Source organism: Nocardia sp. NPDC049526 (assembly GCF_044465765.1).
Classification (GTDB): Bacteria; Actinomycetota; Actinomycetes; order Mycobacteriales; family Mycobacteriaceae; genus Nocardia.
Genome location: NZ_JBITMA010000008.1, coordinates 255,301 through 270,224, shown reverse-complemented (window position 1 = coordinate 270,224; position 14,924 = coordinate 255,301). Strand labels below are relative to the sequence as shown.

Genomic DNA, 14,924 nt, shown 5'->3' with positions numbered 1-14,924 from the left:
CCCGATTGGAACGAGTCGACGACAGGGTGTAGTCGAGTGACGCAGACCGCACGCACCGCAGCCTCTTCAGCGCAACACGCCGATCATGGTTGCGGCCGATATCGGTCGCCGACGGATTGCCGATGCGTAATCTCGGTGGGTCGTCGCACCATCTAACCCATCGGGAGGGTCCAATGCGGTTCGCCGTCATCAGCGCCACGATCTTTGCCGCGCTCGCCGCCGTCACCTTCGGCACCGGGACCGCGGCCGCCGCGGATCCGGTCAGCCAGCCCGACCGGGTCGGGCTGCATCTGGATCACGCGGAGACCGCGGCCCTCGGCGACGGACCACTGCCCGCATTGGTCTCCATGGTGGTGCCGCTCAACCGGATCGGCGCCGGACTGAAGAGCGACACCGAGATCTACCGCGACGAGAACGGCGGAGTGCACGCCTCATTGCGCCAAGTCATCATGGAGGCGGCCAATCATCCGGACGGCACCGTCACCGTGTACCTCAACGCGCCGGGCACCAGGGACGGCCGCACGCTCGACATCTATCAGAGTTGGAACTAGAGGGACGGCAGCCGGCGGGGGTGGGTGAGCTCAGGTGTACATGCACGGCACCGAGGCCGAGATGGTGTGCAGCTGGCACATGAAGTTGTTGTACACACCCGCCGAACCCGAGTCGGGCACGAAGATAGGCGCGGACTGGGCCACCTCGGTCTGCGTGTCGGTCTGGGCGGCGGGCTCCAGCGGCAGTCCCGGCGCGGCCCATGCGGGCGCCGCACCGATCGCGGACGCCACGACGACCGCCGCGCACACTTTCCCGGCAAAACGAATCACAAGCATTTCTCCCAGTCGACACAATTCGGATACCGGCCGAAAGCATAACGGCCGCAACAGTATTCACTGAATGCCGACCGTTGCACCTCGCGGCGCGGCACTTGCACGGTAGTGCAGTTGCGGCCGATGCGCCAGGGCACGTCTCGGATCCGCCGTCGCACCCGAGCGTGATACGGCGCTACGAGGTGACGCCGACGCAGAACAAGGCGAAGCCGGTTGTCAGCAGACAGGCCAACGGGGCCGGCAGCAGATTCAACAGCGAAAACGACGGGATTGTCGGCATCATGCCTGCGATTTTCCCGCGAAATTCGCGACCGAACTGGTGCGGCGATGCAGATCGCCGGTGATTGCCCTGGTTCAGCGCGAACGCGCGGCACGCACCGTGCGCGCGACCGCATCGATCGCGAGCGCGCCGGCCACCATGACCAGGAAAGCGGCGAGCACCAACCACGGCGCGCTGTAGCGGGTGGAATCGAAGCCGGGCGCGTCACCCGACGGCGCGAAGGTCGTGGTGATCAGCCCGTTGCGCCAGCTCACCACCGCGAGAACCGCGCACCCGAGCGCGAGTGTGAACTCGACCAATGCCGGAAGCATCCGGTCACCGAGCGCAATCAAGCGCGTCAACGATCCGCTCCGTTCTCGCTGTCTTCGGTTTCCTCGATCCGCGTGGGCAGGTCGGCATCGGTCGCGCCGAGCGCTTCGGTGAGCGCGGCCCGCAGTCCGCGGTGATCCTTCGCCCACGCCTGTACCAGTTCACCACCGACGAGCCGCAGCCCGATGCCCTTGCGCCGGCGTGGCACGCCGCTCAATTCGCCGATCGAGCGCGCCGATTCCCAATCCTCATCATCCCAGGAGTCCTCGTCCCGCTCGGGCAGCACCGCCGCGATGGCCGACAGCGGCAGGGTCTCGGTGCCCTCGCGCAGCGTGTCGGGGGTCAGCTCGACGCTCACATGCCGCTGTCCCGCGATCACCTGCAGCACAACGAAACCCGCGATCAGCGCGGCACAGAAAATGAGGGCGAACCAGTGCACCTGATCAGCGGTCACCAATTCCAGAATCAGCACGATCAGACACAGCAACGGCCCGTAGGCCACCGAACGCCAGCGCGCGCCCGGTTCGGCGAACAGGGTGGTCGCGCCATCCGCGGAATCCGTCACACCGCGCTCCCCGTGCCGAGCCCGGCGACGGGAATCGACATCCGGTCCCGGATCAGCCGACCGCGCCGGGCAGGATCAGCAGCGCGACGGTTACCAACGCGAACAGGATCAGCAGGCTCAGTACAAGCAGATCTCGTCGAATGCTCTGCGGCTGTTGGATCACCACTCGCATCGATGCCTCCGATCTCCCGGAGCCATCTGGTCGATGTACTTACAAAACGTAAGACAACGTGTAACAAATGACTTCCGGTTCCCATGTCCTCTGTGACAACCCTCACGATACATGCTGCCGATTTCTTGACAAACTCGCGGACGGCTCCAGCCTTCGTTCACCTGCGATTCACCTGGAAGTACGCAGTCGAGTCCGGACGGTGACTCAGATACACCGCACCCGCCGCCAGCACGCCCTGCACAATCGCCGCCGCACCCGCCACCAGCGAGGCTGCTCCGGTCACCGCTTCCAGCGCGAACAGTGTGCCGACCGCGACCAGCACCAACCAGATGCCCACAGCAGTCAAAAACGTCCGTGCCCATAGCTTTCCGCGCACGAGCTGGTGCACGAACAGCAAAGCGAATGCGGCCAGCGCCAACCCGATCACAACAGCGACCACGAAGGCCAACGAGACCATCAGCTCCGCATTGGCCATCGTGAAATTCGGATCGCCGACGTGCACCTGGTCGAACATCTTCTGCGCGAAATCCTTGCGCTGCTGAAACGCCGCGACAACCGACCCGATCATCTGCAGAATGCCGAATCCGATTACGCCCCACCACAATTGCCGCGCCGTCCGAATATCCTCCGGCGGTTCCGGCCGCGGCCCGACAACGGGCCCACGCGCGTGCGGCCCGGGTGGATACATCCCAGGCGGATACGGCATCGGTGGATACGCCCCTGGCGGAATCGCACCCTGCGGATACGGTCCGGGCGGATGCGCTGCCGCCGGACTTGGGCCGTGGGTATGCGCGCCTGCCGCACTAGGGCCGTCTGTGTGGGCTCCCGCCGGACTCGAGCCGGGCGCATCCGCGTCCGCCGGAGGGCCGTGCGGATTCGAATCAGCCGCCCCGGTCGACTCGGTGTCCCGCGGTCCAGGCAGATACGCCTCGGTTGGATATGCGCCCTCCGGCGGTGACGGTGGGTTCGGTCCCGGCGTATCCGACCCTTGCGGATTCGAACGGAGCGACTCCGTCCCACCCGACTCACGGTCCGACGAATTCGAACCCGACTCGGAGGATGAAGGCGGTGTGGCCGATTCCGGGCTCGACGATTCCGACCCGAACGACTTCGGACTGCCGGACTCCGAACCCGGCGCCTCGGGTCTGGGCGGATTCGTCACGACAGCCAGTGCGCGGCCTCGGTCGCCCAGTAGGTGAGCACCATATCCGCGCCGGCCCGGCGGATACCGATCAGCGATTCGAGGATGGCGGCACGCCGGTCGATCCAGCCGCGTTGGGCGGCGGCTGTGATCATCGCGTATTCGCCCGAGATCTGATATGCGGCCACCGGCACCGTGGATTGGTCGGCGACATCGCGCAGGATGTCCAGATACGACATCGCCGGCTTGACCATCACGATGTCCGCGCCCTCGGCCAGATCCAGTTGCAGCTCCCGGATCGCCTCGCGACGGTTCGCCGGATCCTGCTGATAACTGCGCCGATCCCCTTCCAGCGAGGAGGCGACCGCCTCGCGGAACGGACCGTAGAACGCCGAGGCGTACTTCGCCGCGTAGGCGAGGATGCCGGTGTCGGTTCGCCCGACCGCGTCCAGGCCGCGCCGGATCGCGCCGACCTGACCGTCCATCATGCCGCTGGTACCGAGCAGATCCGCACCGGCTTCGGCCTGCGCGAGCGCCATCTCCACGTAGCGGTGCAGGGTGGCGTCGTTATCGACGGCACCATCCGCGGACAGCACGCCGCAGTGCCCGTGATCGGTGAATTCGTCGAGACAGGTATCGGCCATGACCACCGTCGAATCGCCGACCTCGTCGGCGAGCGCGCGCAGCCCCCGGTTGAGAATGCCGTCGGGATCGCTGGCCTTGCTGCCGGTGGCGTCCTTGTCCTCGGGCCGCGGCACGCCGAAGAGCATGAGCCCGCCCACGCCCGCGGTGACCGCCTCGACCGCCGCCTTGCGCAGCGAATCCATCGAATGCTGCAGCACGCCCGGCATCGAGCCGATCTCGCGCGGCTCGTCCAGTCCGTCGGCGACGAACATCGGCAGCACCAATTGCCGTGGCTCGAGAGTTGTTTCGGCCACGAGACGACGCAGGGCGGGAGTACGGCGCAACCGCCGCGGGCGGTCCAATCCGGTCATAACCGCACGATACGCCCGGCCCGAATGCGAGTCACAAGCGGCGGGTACGCCGATAGATCAGCGGGCCCGTCATCGCCGTTAAGGATGTCTCGAGGATTCGATAAGCCCGCCGCGCGACACTGCGCCTCCCGGGGGGTCGCCGGGGATTTACCGGCGCTCGAAGAGTGCGGTGCGAGGGGCGGATGATGGTGCGGAGTGGCCGGTCTTGTTCCAGGAGTACGCGATGACCGAATTCGCGACGCCACCGCGGCGACGCACCGATTGGGCGGGTCTGCGGAGACTGGCGCGTGGCGGGGATCCGGGCGTGATCGTGCAGTTGGCGCAGCGGTTATCCGAGGCGGGTGAGACGGTCGAGGCCGAGCAGTGGTTCCGCCGCGCCGTTGCCCAAGGCAGCGCACCGGCCATGGCCGGCCTCGGTGCATTGCTCGCGGCCGATGGCCGGATCTCGGATGCGATTCGATGGCTGGAGTTCGCCATCGCGGCGGGTTGTCCGGGGGCGGATCAGCAATTGGGCACGTTGTATCTGGAGCGCGGAAATCTCGACGCCGCCGAGCTGTGGTTCCTGCCCGCGGCCGAGGACGGGCTGCCGGAGGCGCTGTGCAATATGGGTGTTGTCGCGAGTCGTCGCGGTGTCGACAATGAGGCGCGGCATTGGTACGAGCGCGCGGTGCGCGCCGGAAGTCCAACGGCCATGCGCACTCTCGGTGTATATCTGGCGCGCGACGGTGAAATCGTAAGGGCGGTCACGCTGCTGACCGAAGCGGTCCGGCGCGGTCGCGACGACGCGATGGCCGTACTCGGCGCGATCTTCCTCGACCATGGCGACTGGGTCGAGGGCGAGCGGTGGTTGCGCCGCGGCGCCGAAGCAGGCGATGCCGATTCGATGTTCCAACTCGCGCGATTCCTGCGAGAGCAGCCTGTGCAGACGGCCAATCCCGCGGCAAAAGCTCAGGCGCACAAGGACGCCCGCTACTGGCTCGAGCGCGCCGCAATCCTGGGCCACCCCCAAGCCCTCGAGCTCCTACACGAACTCTGAACGCACAAATCACCGGCCCGGGCACCCCGTCTCACAGCCGGGCACCGTGTACCCGGCTCCCGGCTCGAACTCGGGGGTGCCCCGGACTACCACGCGGTTCGCGCAGCCTGCGAAAGCCCTTGTGAGCGGGGCGTTTTTGTCGGTGGGCAGGAGTAAAATCGAAGGCGTGTTCGAGGGAATCGCTCCGGGTTCCCGATTGCGACGGGAGGACGCCACCGTGCCCAACACCGCACCGAAGTCGAAGGTTACCGCTAGCGATTGCTTGCAGGTCGCTCGAAACAACACAGTTCGGCCCTATGTTCCGCTGCAGAAGCGGCCGCTGCCCACCGGGCGGCCACGCAAGTGGTACGTCTCGCACAATCGGCGACTCAAGGCGATGCGCCTGACCATTGCCCTGCTGGACTCCGGGATCTACCTGCCGAGCCAGGCCAGCAACGAAAGGATCCGGCGCACAGCCGAACTCATCGATATCCGCCCGCCGTCCGACACCACCTGCCGTTTGGTGCGGACCCTGATGCGCTACAGCCGCTGATCAACGGAGCTCGACGGTTGCGGCGGCTCCGGTTGTGCGGCGAGGGAGCCGCCGCTAGCGACTGCTTGCAGGTCGCTCGAAAAGGTCCGCTAGCGACTGCTTGCAGGTCGCTCGAAAAGGTCCGCTAGCGACTGCTTGCAGGTCGCTCGAAACAGCCTGCACTCTCGGCGCTCAACCGGGTAGGCCAACGGATATCTAGCGGCTGCGGCGGCTCTTCTTGCGCGGCGGGGGCAGCAGTCCCTCGGCGCGCAGGCGGGCCGCATGCTCGGCCAGCGCCTCGACCAGCGGACCGACCTGGGCGACCTCCGGCTGCACATCCACGCGCAGACCGAATTCGATGGCCGTCTCGGCGGTCTTCGGGCCGATGCACGCAACGATGGTGCGCGCGTGCGGCTTACCCGCGATACCGACCAGATTGCGGACCGTGGATGACGAGGTGAACAGGACCGCGTCGAAACCGCCGGTCTTGATCATCTCGCGGGTCTCGGCGGGCGGCGGCGAGGCGCGCACCGTGCGGTAGGCCGTCACGTCATCGATTTCCCAGCCGCGGTCACGCAGACCCTCGGCCAGGGTTTCGGTGGCAATGTCCGCGCGCGGCAACAGGACTCGGTTCACCGGGTCGAAAACGTCGTCGTAGGGCGGGAAGTCGGCGAGCAGACCCTCGGAAGACTGTTCGCCGCTCGGCACCAGCTCCGGGTTGATGCCGAACGAGCGCACCTTGTCCGCGGTGGCTTCGCCGACGCAGGCAATCTTCACACCGGAAAAGGCCCGTGCGTCCAAACCGAACTCGGCGAACTTCTCCCAAACCGCGCGCACCGCATTGGTGGAGGTGAACACCACCCACTGGTAGCGGCCGTCGACCAGACCCTTGACGGCACGCTCCATCTGCGCCGGACTGCGCGGCGGCTCTACCGCGATGGTCGGGACCTCCATCGGGATGGCACCATGGGTGACCAGTCGCTCGCTCATCTCGGCGGCCTGATCCTTGGTGCGCGGCACCAGCACGGTCCAGCCGTACAGCGCCCGCGACTCCCACCACGACATCTTCGACCGCTGCGCGACCACCTTGCCGATGGTCACCACCAGCGGGCCGACCAATTCGGAGGCCGCGCTGTTGAGCGTGGCCAGGGTGGCCTCGATGGTGCGCTGCTGGCGGGTGGTGCCGCGCACCGTCACCGCGACCGGGGTCTGCGGCGCCATACCGTGTTCGACCAGCGCACTCGCGGTTTCGGCCAGATGACCCGAGGTCGCCGACAACACCAGCGGGCCGGGCGCGGCGGCCAGTGCGGCCCAGTCGACCTCACCGCGCACATCGGCCTCGGTGTGCCCGGAGCCGAGCGCGATACCGGCGAAACTCGGCACCGCGGAACCGTTGGGCAGCCCCGGCAGCACCTCGAAGACCATATGCGAGCGCGTCACCGCATTGACCTCGGCGATCACCGAATCGGTCGTCAGCGGATCACCCGCGACCACCCGGACCACGTCGTGCCCACCGCGGGCCTCGGCGATCAGCGTCTTGGCCACCTCGGCGGGGTCGCCGAGCGCGGGACGCACGTCCACCGGATGCTCACCGTCCTCGCCCGGCTCGACCGCGATACCGATCAGGGCGAGCACGCCCTTGTCGACATCGGGATCGGTGAATGCCAATGTCGCCCGCCCCAGCACCTCGCGCGCACGCACTGTCAGCAGTGCCGCGTCGCCGGGCCCCGACCCGACAAACAGGATCCGTCCTGGATGCTTCTTGTGTGCTCGGCTCATGCCCGCACCTCGCTAGCGCTCGGCACGGCCATGCCCGAAGGCGCTGTGCTGTTGATTCGCTCGCTTCGCTCGCTCATCGGCTGTTCTCCATTGGGCTGGAATTGGAAAAGTCAGTGGGCGGGTTAACCGCTGCTTCCGGCGTGCTGAGCAACTCACGGGCGCCCAGATCGAGCAGTTCCCGGGCCAACTCGCGACCGAGCTCCGCAGCGCGCTCGGGAGCGCCGACCACGGAGGCTCGCAATACATCGGAGCCGTCGACGGCCGCCGCGCAACCGCGCAGCGAGAGTTCGTCGACAATTCTGCCGTCATCGTCGAGTGATTCGACGACCTCGGCGATCGCGCCGATCGGCACGGTGCAACCGGCCTCCAGTTCGGCCAGCATCGATCGTTCGGCAATGACGGACGCGCGGGTCGCGGCGTCGTCGAGTTCGGTCAGCGCCTTGATGAGTTCGCTGTCATCGCCCCGGCATTCGACTGCCAACGCACCCTGTGCGGGCGCGGGCAACATCTGCACCGGCTCCAGCGCCTCGGTGACCACGTCGAGCCGGCCGATTCTGGCCAGTCCGGCCCTGGCCACCACGACCGCGTCCAACTCCCCCTCGCTGACCTTGCGCAGCCGGGTATCGAGATTGCCACGCAGCGGCACGATGTCCAGGCCGAGTCCGAGGGCACGCAATTGCGCGGCGCGGCGCGGCGCGGAGGTGCCGACCTTGGCGCCGGCGGGAAGTTCGCCGAGCACCAGACCGTCGCGCGCGACCAGTGCATCGCGCGGATCCTCGCGGGGCGGGATGGCGGCGATGGTGAAACGCGGATCCTGTGCGGTCGGCAGGTCTTTGTACGAATGCACCGCGATATCGATATTCCCAGCGGCAAGTTCGTCGCGCAGTGCCGAGGTGAAGACTCCGACACCGATCTGCTGCACCGGATCCGAGGACAGATCGCCCGCGGTCTTGACGACCACCAGCTCCGCATCGTGTCCGGCCGCGATCAGGTTGTCGCGGATGGTGCCCGCCTGGGTGAGGGCGAGCAAACTGCCTCTGGTGCCGATCCGCCACGGCACGCGAATGCTGCCTGCGGTCACGTTTTCCTCTTCCTGCACAACTGTCATGCCGTCTGCCCCTGTTCTTCGCCGCGGTGTCCGGCGGTGAAGTCGTCGGCCAACGCGATCTCACTGCCGCCGACGATCGCTTCCGGATCGACCGAAACATCGCCGAGGAAGCGGATCGCCGTATGCTCGTCGCTGACCGAACTGAGTTCCATCGGAGCCGCGACCGCTTGCGCCGCACCGGGTTTGAGCTCGAACAGTTCGCGCAGCGCCTCGGCGTAGGTGTCGCCGCCCGGGGTGGAGGCCAACTGTTTAACTCGCACCGTCGGCGCGTGGAGCAACTTGTCCACCACGCGACGCACGGTGCGCGCCACCTCGTCACGTTCTGGATCGGCCAGTCCGGGCAGCCGGGAATCCAGCCGCAGCAATTCGGCCTCGACCACCTCGGCCGCGCGCTGCCGCAACGCGGCAACGGTCGGGGTGACCTCCGCCATGCGCTGGCCCGCAAGGTATTTCGCGAGTTCGTCGGCGACGATCGAGCGGGCGGCGGCGGTATCGTCGGCGGCCGCACCGGCCGCCGGATCGCGCTGCAATGTCTCGATATCGATGACGGTGACACCGGGCAGTCCGGCTACAGCGTGTTCGACATCGCGCGGCAGACCGAGATCGCAGAACACCAACGGCCGTTCCACCTGGCTGGCGCGCTCGCGCTCGGCGAGTGCGCGATGGGTGTCGGCCAGCGTCACCACCGCGCCGACCGCGCCGGTACAGGTGATGACGACATCCGCGGCCGCCATCGCCTCGGTCAGACGCGACAGTTCCATCGAATGAGCCTCGACACCGTGACTGCGCGCGGTCGCGGCGAGCCGCTTGGCCCGGGCCGACGTGCGATTCACCACGATGATGCGGCCGATGCCCGCCCGCGACAGATGCGCCACCGCGAGCCCGCCCATCGCCCCGGCTCCCAGCACGACGGCGGTCTGCCCGGCGAGCGGGCCGAGCACATGCTGCGCCCGATCCAGCGCCACCGAAACCACCGACGCACCGGCCCGGTCGATACCGGTCTCCGAATGCACCCGCTTGCCGACTCGCAGTGCGTGCTGCGCGAGTTCGTGCAGGGTCCGCCCGACCGCCTGCTGGGCATCGGCGGAGGCATAGGCGCCACGGATCTGGCTGAGCACCTGCTGCTCGCCGATCACCATCGAATCCAGGCCGCTGGCCACCGCGAACAGGTGTTCGGCGGCGGCCTCGCTGTAGCGGACGTAGGCGTGCTTGGTCAGATCCGGCAGCGGGAGGCCGGAATGTTTGGTCAGCAAATCGCCGACTTCGGCGAGGCCGCCGTGGAAGGCGTCCACCACGGCGTACACCTCGACGCGGTTGCAGGTGGAGACGATCATCGCCTCGGACACACGGCTGGAGGTGAGCATTCGATCGATCAGTTTCGGCCGGTCCGCGTCGGTGATCGCGACCTTCTCCAGAATCGAGACGGGCGCACTGCGATGCGAAATCCCGACTAGAAGAATGCTCATGGTGTGACCACCGATCCCTTGCTGGATGGCTCCGTTGCCGAATGCGAGGATGTCGAGTGCTTGAGTGCCGGATGTCCGGCAGCAGTGTGCGCGGGCACGCGGTGGGCGATGCGGCCGGAAACGGCGTGCGCGACCTCGGGCAGCGGCGGCGCATTGCGTGCGGTCTCGAACGACAGCATCTGCAACTCGACCGCCAGATCGACCCGGCGCACCTCCACCGTCTCCGGTGCGGTCAGCTCACACGGGGCAAAGCTCAGAATCGACTGCAGCCCGGAGACGACCAGCAGATCGCAAACGTCCTGTGCCGCGTCGTCGGGCACGGTGATCACCGCGATGGTCGGCTTCAAGGCTTCGATGGCCGGGGCCAGATCCGCGACATCGCGCACCACCAGACCGGCGACCGACCGGCCGATCACCTCGGGGTGGCTGTCGAACATGCCGACCACGGTGAAGCCGCGCCGCCGGAACCCGCCGTAGCCCACCAGGGCCCGGCCCAGATTTCCGGCGCCGACCAGTACCACCCGATGTCCCTGCGAGAGCCCGAGCACATCCTCGATCCTGGTGCGCAACTTGGCGACGTCATAGCCGACACCCCGAACACCGTTGGGGCCGAGGAAGGAAAGGTCCTTGCGCAACTTGGCCGAATTGACACCCGCCGCGACAGCCAGTTCCTCACTCGATACGATGGCAACACCGTCGTCGGCCAACATGGCCAGGACCCGGAGATAGGTGGCCAGCCGCGCCACGGTGGCTTGGGGGATGTCCTTCTGCAGAGCCCTGCCGGAGACGCCACTCGGCGCCTCATGCTGCTCTGTCACGTCGTCGGCTCCTCGTTCCGGCCTCCGGCGAGGTCCGGTTCGTCGTTCGACCTCGGGCCCGGGGCGGTCCGGTGCCATGGTCGAAGTATTCGGAATGCTGGGTTCATTACGCGGTGGATCCGCAGCCTCGGCGAGCGGGTCGCGTGCCACCACCGTAACCGCTTGTGCAGCCCTTCACAAAGTCGGTGAATTTGGCCTCATTTTCCGCCGCGACCAGCAGCGCGGCGGAATCAGGCCGGATCAGCAATCGCTCAGCGAGTCAAGTCGGCCCGCAATCGGGGCTCGTCGACATCGAAATAGCTGTGCTCACGGCCGTCCAAAAGCACGACGGGAAGCCGGTCGCCGTACTCCGCGCGCAGGCCAGGGTCGGTTCCGGCGGCTTCGTCGACGTCGACGGTCGACGGTTCGATATCGAAATCGGCGCAGATCGCCCGGAGTTGCTCGAACGCGGTGACGCAGAGCCCGCAGCCCGATCTCGTCAGCAGCGTCACCGAATGTGTGGGATTGGTCATGGCCGATATTAAATCCCCTCGCCACGCCCCGATCCGAGCGCGCGGTAGTGCCTTAACTGTCACCGCGGCCAGCTAATGTGGTTGTGGTTCGCGCGACGGGCGGAGGTACTGGTGCCGGAACGATCGAAGGTGGCAAGGGCAGGTTTCATCGCGGGACGATTCGGTGAGTTTCCGGTGCGGTGGAATCAGGGTCGGCTCGGCCAGGGTCTGCAGGACCAGCTCGCGCGCATCTCTCGCAGCCCCTTCGGCCCGAGCGAGGAAGAGCTGCGGGCCAATCTGGCCGGTGAGGCCAGTGCCGAGGCGGCGCTGTCGCTGCACGATGCCGAACTCGCCGAAGCCGCTATCGAGGCCACCGGGCCCGAGGTGCCGCGGGACCTGACCGCGGCCGCGTTCTTCGATGTCGACAACACCATGGTGCAGGGTGCGTCGATCGTGCATTTCGCCCGCGGTTTGGCCGCGCGCAAATACTTCAAAACCTCCGATCTGGTGGACGTCGCCTGGAAGCAGGTGAAGTTCCGGGTCACCGGCAAGGAGAACAGCACCGATATGGCCGCGGGCCGGGAGAAGGCGCTGGCATTCATCGCGGGCCGCCCGACCGCCGAACTGGCCGCCCTCGGCGAGGAGATCTACGACGAGATCATCGCCGACAAGATCTGGCCCGGCACAAGGGCTTTGGCGCAGATGCACCTGGACGCCGGCCAGCAGGTATGGCTGGTCACCGCGACGCCGGTCGAGCTGGCACAGGTGATCGCGAAGCGGCTCGGACTCACCGGCGCTCTCGGCACGGTCGCCGAGAGCGTCGACGGAAAGTTCACCGGGCGATTGGTCGGCGACATCCTGCACGGACTCGGCAAGGCGCATGCGGTGCGCACGCTGGCGATCCGAGAAGGCTTGAACCTCAAGCGCTGTACGGCCTACTCCGACAGCCACAACGATGTGCCGATGCTGTCGCTGGTCGGCACCGCGGTGGCGATCAATCCGGATTCGGACCTACGTGAGGTGGCGAAGAATCGCGGCTGGGAGATCCGTGATTTCCGCACCGGACGCAAGGCCGCCAAGATCGGCGTGCCGACCGCGCTGGCACTCGGCGCCGCCGGTGGCGCGGTCGCAGCGGCGGTCACCCGGCGCCGCGAGCATTAGCCCGTGAACGGGTTGCGGCGCTTGGTGAGCAGTTTGTAGAGAGTCTGCTGAATGGTTTCGCGGACCTGATCGGTGACCTCGAACATGGTCATCGGATCGTCCGCGTCCTCGGCCTCGTAGCCGGTGGTCGCGATGGGCTCGCCGAATTCGATGTACCACTTCGACGGCAGCGGCAGCGCACCGAGCGGACCCAAGTGCGGGAACAGCGGCGTCACCGGGAAATACGGCACATTGAGCAGCCGGGCGAGCGGCTTGATATCGGCCAGCTTCGGGTAGATCTCCTCCGAGCCGACGATCGAGCACGGAATGATCGGCGTGCCGGTGCGCACCGCCGCCGCGACGAATCCGCCGCGACCGAAGCGCTGCAGCTTGTAGCGGTCGGTGAACTGCTTGCCGACGCCTTTGAAGCCCTCCGGGAACACACCGGTCAATTCGCCTGCGCGCAAAAGCCTTTCGGCATCCGGATGGCAGGCCAAGGTGTGCCCCGCCTTGCGGGCGAGCACACCGAGCACCGGCGTCTCGAAGAGGAGATCGGCGGCTAGCAGGCGCAGCGCGCGTTCCTTCGGATGCCGGTCGTGGATCGCCAGTTGCAGCATCAGCCCGTCGAGCGGGATGGTGCCCGCATGATTGGCGACGATCAGCGCACCGCCGGCCTCCGGAATGTTCTCGATCCCGTTGACCTGCACCCGGAACCAATAATCCGAGAGCGGGCGCAGCGCGGGCAGGATCAACGATTCGAGCAGATGCTCGTCGAAGCCGAATTCGTCGACCTGATAGTCGCCGGTGACCCGACGGCGCAAGAAATCCGCGGTGGTGCGGATCTGCTTGCCGATGGCGCCGCGCAGCATGTCCGACACCGAATGCGGCGCCGGCGGTTCGGCGGCCGCGAGACGTTCGGTCAGCGACGTCACCACCTGGCTCGGCGTGACCTCGCCGGTCACCGGCTCCGGCCAGCGCCGCGGCGTGCTTCGCTGGCGCGTTTCGATATTCAGATCGTGGAGTTGGATGACTTTTGCGACGTCATTCATGTATGTGCTCCCGTAGCGGCCCCGAGCAGGCCGAGCAGTTTATGTTCTGCGGCATCGATCCATGCTGGATCGATGACGGGCCGCGACGCTGCGCCCCCGATGAAGTCGTCGAATGCCTGCACCGTCGTCCAGCGCGGGACGAAACCGAGTTCGGTGCGCATACGGGTGGTGTCGAGGCCACAGCCGAAGTGGAAATAGTCGATCTGCTCACTGGTGAAATCACGCATGATCGGGCCCATGATCGCCCGACCGGCGGTGCGGAAGACCGACCATGGAATCGGCAGCTCGATCCGGCCCGCACGCCGGATGGCCTGTGACAACACCAATGCGCCGTCCCCGGCGACATTGTAGGTGCCGCCGGGTGCCTGCCGTGCCGCGTGCGCCATCGCGGCGATGGCGTCCTCCTCGTGCAGCAACTGCAACCTGGGATCGCGGCCCAGGACCGTCGGGGCGATCGGTGAACGCAGATATTGCACACCGCGCCGGGCCAATCGCGGGCCGACAATGGGCGCCAAACGCAAAATCGAAGCGGCGATATCGGGACGCCGCCGCGCGAGTCCGCGGACGAATCCTTCGATTTCGATCATGTCGCGAGCAAACCAACCACTCGGTGGGGTTCGCGCACTCATTTCTTCGGTGAATTTCGCGGGATCCTTCGCACTGCATCCGTAGACCGCGGAGGTCGAGCGCACCACCACGCGCCGCACCGAAGGCGACTTCTGACAGACCGCGAGCAGCTGCATGGCGCCGAGTACGTTGAGATCCTTCATCACCGCCCGGCCACCACCGGCCGGTGGATGCGTGAGCATCGCGGCATGCACGACGGTATCGACCTCATTGCCGCCGATCACCTTGCGAATCAAGGGATTTCGAATATCGGCGCGAACGAATTCGGCGCGACCCATGCGTCGTTGCAGCTCGCGACCCGGGGTCATGGTGTCGACGGCCAGGATGTGTTCGACGGTCTGATCCTGGGCCAAACGTGCGACCACGTTGCCGCCGAAGAATCGGCTGGCACCGGTCACCATCACCACCTTGGGTGTATGTCCATCCCGTATTTCAGAACCCACCGCACCGGATCCCAACTGTGACAGCCCCCCAATTCCATTTGCTGCGGTATCAGAGTAACCGGTCGACTCCGATGCGCAGAGGGTATTAACCAGGATCTAACGATGACTTCAGTCACCTGATACATGAGCAACTTTCAAAATTCGCTGTTTCAAACAGAAAAGCCCGCCAC

At 66.7% G+C, this 14,924-nt stretch carries 16 protein-coding genes; 4 read left to right on the top strand and 12 right to left on the bottom strand.

Annotated elements, in window-relative coordinates:
• The first annotated feature begins 173 nt into the window (after positions 1–173).
• Entirely contained in the window at positions 174–551 is a 378-nt protein-coding gene (locus tag ACIBW7_RS25810) for a hypothetical protein (protein ID WP_397050497.1), read from the top strand.
• Between the two features lie 30 nt (positions 552–581).
• Here the strand turns inward: ACIBW7_RS25810 and ACIBW7_RS25805 are convergent, their stop codons facing one another.
• From ACIBW7_RS25805 to hemB, 5 genes are all read right to left on the bottom strand, one after another.
• Entirely contained in the window at positions 582–827 is a 246-nt protein-coding gene (locus ACIBW7_RS25805) for a hypothetical protein (protein ID WP_397050495.1), read from the bottom strand.
• 351 nt (positions 828–1,178) lie between these two features.
• Positions 1,179–1,445, bottom strand: coding sequence for a hypothetical protein (locus tag ACIBW7_RS25800; RefSeq protein WP_397050493.1), 267 nt, complete (start codon positions 1,443–1,445; stop codon positions 1,179–1,181).
• Entirely contained in the window at positions 1,442–1,978 is a 537-nt protein-coding gene (locus tag ACIBW7_RS25795) for a hypothetical protein (RefSeq protein WP_397050491.1), read from the bottom strand. Before ACIBW7_RS25795 ends, ACIBW7_RS25800 begins: the two co-directional genes overlap by 4 nt.
• Before the next feature lie 329 nt (positions 1,979–2,307).
• Positions 2,308–2,838, bottom strand: coding sequence for a hypothetical protein (locus ACIBW7_RS25790; RefSeq protein ID WP_397050489.1), 531 nt, complete (start codon positions 2,836–2,838; stop codon positions 2,308–2,310).
• Between the two features lie 470 nt (positions 2,839–3,308).
• Positions 3,309–4,286: a porphobilinogen synthase gene (gene hemB / locus ACIBW7_RS25785; protein ID WP_063045350.1), complete on the bottom strand. Its 978-nt coding sequence runs from the start codon at positions 4,284–4,286 to the stop codon at positions 3,309–3,311.
• 223 nt (positions 4,287–4,509) lie between these two features.
• Between hemB and ACIBW7_RS25780 the strand changes: the two genes are divergently transcribed.
• Together ACIBW7_RS25780 and ACIBW7_RS25775 are read left to right on the top strand one after the other, a co-directional pair.
• Positions 4,510–5,322, top strand: a complete 813-nt coding sequence (locus tag ACIBW7_RS25780; protein ID WP_397050486.1) for a tetratricopeptide repeat protein — start codon at positions 4,510–4,512, stop codon at positions 5,320–5,322.
• A gap of 166 nt (positions 5,323–5,488) precedes the next feature.
• On the top strand, positions 5,489–5,854 hold the full coding sequence (locus tag ACIBW7_RS25775) for a hypothetical protein (protein WP_397050484.1): 366 nt from the start codon (positions 5,489–5,491) through the stop codon (positions 5,852–5,854).
• 195 nt (positions 5,855–6,049) lie between these two features.
• Here the strand turns inward: ACIBW7_RS25775 and ACIBW7_RS25770 are convergent, their stop codons facing one another.
• From ACIBW7_RS25770 to ACIBW7_RS25750, 5 genes are all read right to left on the bottom strand, one after another.
• Positions 6,050–7,612, bottom strand: coding sequence for a uroporphyrinogen-III synthase (locus tag ACIBW7_RS25770; RefSeq protein WP_397050482.1), 1,563 nt, complete (start codon positions 7,610–7,612; stop codon positions 6,050–6,052).
• A gap of 73 nt (positions 7,613–7,685) precedes the next feature.
• Positions 7,686–8,720, bottom strand: coding sequence for a hydroxymethylbilane synthase (hemC, locus tag ACIBW7_RS25765; RefSeq protein ID WP_397050480.1), 1,035 nt, complete (start codon positions 8,718–8,720; stop codon positions 7,686–7,688).
• Positions 8,717–10,186, bottom strand: a complete 1,470-nt coding sequence (locus tag ACIBW7_RS25760; RefSeq protein WP_397050478.1) for a glutamyl-tRNA reductase — start codon at positions 10,184–10,186, stop codon at positions 8,717–8,719. Before ACIBW7_RS25760 ends, hemC begins: the two co-directional genes overlap by 4 nt.
• Positions 10,183–11,004, bottom strand: a complete 822-nt coding sequence (locus ACIBW7_RS25755; protein ID WP_397050476.1) for a redox-sensing transcriptional repressor Rex — start codon at positions 11,002–11,004, stop codon at positions 10,183–10,185. The genes ACIBW7_RS25760 and ACIBW7_RS25755 overlap by 4 nt, the downstream gene beginning before the upstream one ends.
• A 251-nt stretch (positions 11,005–11,255) precedes the next feature.
• Positions 11,256–11,516 carry a glutaredoxin family protein gene (locus ACIBW7_RS25750; protein WP_063045342.1) on the bottom strand — a complete coding sequence of 87 codons (261 nt, stop codon included), beginning with the start codon at positions 11,514–11,516 and terminating at the stop codon, positions 11,256–11,258.
• Between the two features lie 129 nt (positions 11,517–11,645).
• Here ACIBW7_RS25750 and ACIBW7_RS25745 point away from each other — a divergent pair, with 129 nt between their 5' ends.
• Positions 11,646–12,656 carry an HAD family hydrolase gene (locus tag ACIBW7_RS25745; protein WP_397050800.1) on the top strand — a complete coding sequence of 337 codons (1,011 nt, stop codon included), beginning with the start codon at positions 11,646–11,648 and terminating at the stop codon, positions 12,654–12,656.
• On the opposite strand, the gene ACIBW7_RS25740 is transcribed toward ACIBW7_RS25745, so the two are convergent.
• Positions 12,653–13,684 carry a lysophospholipid acyltransferase family protein gene (locus tag ACIBW7_RS25740; RefSeq protein WP_397050474.1) on the bottom strand — a complete coding sequence of 344 codons (1,032 nt, stop codon included), beginning with the start codon at positions 13,682–13,684 and terminating at the stop codon, positions 12,653–12,655. The two genes, ACIBW7_RS25745 and ACIBW7_RS25740, sit on opposite strands and share 4 nt — an antisense overlap.
• Positions 13,681–14,712 (bottom strand): NAD-dependent epimerase/dehydratase family protein, encoded by a 1,032-nt coding sequence (locus ACIBW7_RS25735; protein WP_397050798.1) that lies wholly within the window; start codon positions 14,710–14,712, stop codon positions 13,681–13,683. The genes ACIBW7_RS25740 and ACIBW7_RS25735 overlap by 4 nt, the downstream gene beginning before the upstream one ends.
• Positions 14,713–14,924 lie beyond the last annotated feature (212 nt).

Coding starts and splice junctions, on each gene's coding strand:
- ACIBW7_RS25810 (WP_397050497.1), top strand. CDS start 174: ATGCGGTTCGCCGTCATCAGCGCCACGATCTTTGCCGCGCTCGCCGCC.
- ACIBW7_RS25805 (WP_397050495.1), bottom strand. CDS start 827: ATGCTTGTGATTCGTTTTGCCGGGAAAGTGTGCGCGGCGGTCGTCGTG.
- ACIBW7_RS25790 (WP_397050489.1), bottom strand. CDS start 2,838: ATGTATCCACCCGGGCCGCACGCGCGTGGGCCCGTTGTCGGGCCGCGG.
- hemB (WP_063045350.1), bottom strand. CDS start 4,286: ATGACCGGATTGGACCGCCCGCGGCGGTTGCGCCGTACTCCCGCCCTG.
- ACIBW7_RS25780 (WP_397050486.1), top strand. CDS start 4,510: ATGACCGAATTCGCGACGCCACCGCGGCGACGCACCGATTGGGCGGGT.
- ACIBW7_RS25770 (WP_397050482.1), bottom strand. CDS start 7,612: ATGAGCCGAGCACACAAGAAGCATCCAGGACGGATCCTGTTTGTCGGG.
- hemC (WP_397050480.1), bottom strand. CDS start 8,720: ATGACAGTTGTGCAGGAAGAGGAAAACGTGACCGCAGGCAGCATTCGC.
- ACIBW7_RS25760 (WP_397050478.1), bottom strand. CDS start 10,186: ATGAGCATTCTTCTAGTCGGGATTTCGCATCGCAGTGCGCCCGTCTCG.
- ACIBW7_RS25750 (WP_063045342.1), bottom strand. CDS start 11,516: ATGACCAATCCCACACATTCGGTGACGCTGCTGACGAGATCGGGCTGC.
- ACIBW7_RS25740 (WP_397050474.1), bottom strand. CDS start 13,684: ATGAATGACGTCGCAAAAGTCATCCAACTCCACGATCTGAATATCGAA.
- ACIBW7_RS25735 (WP_397050798.1), bottom strand. CDS start 14,712: ATGGTGACCGGTGCCAGCCGATTCTTCGGCGGCAACGTGGTCGCACGT.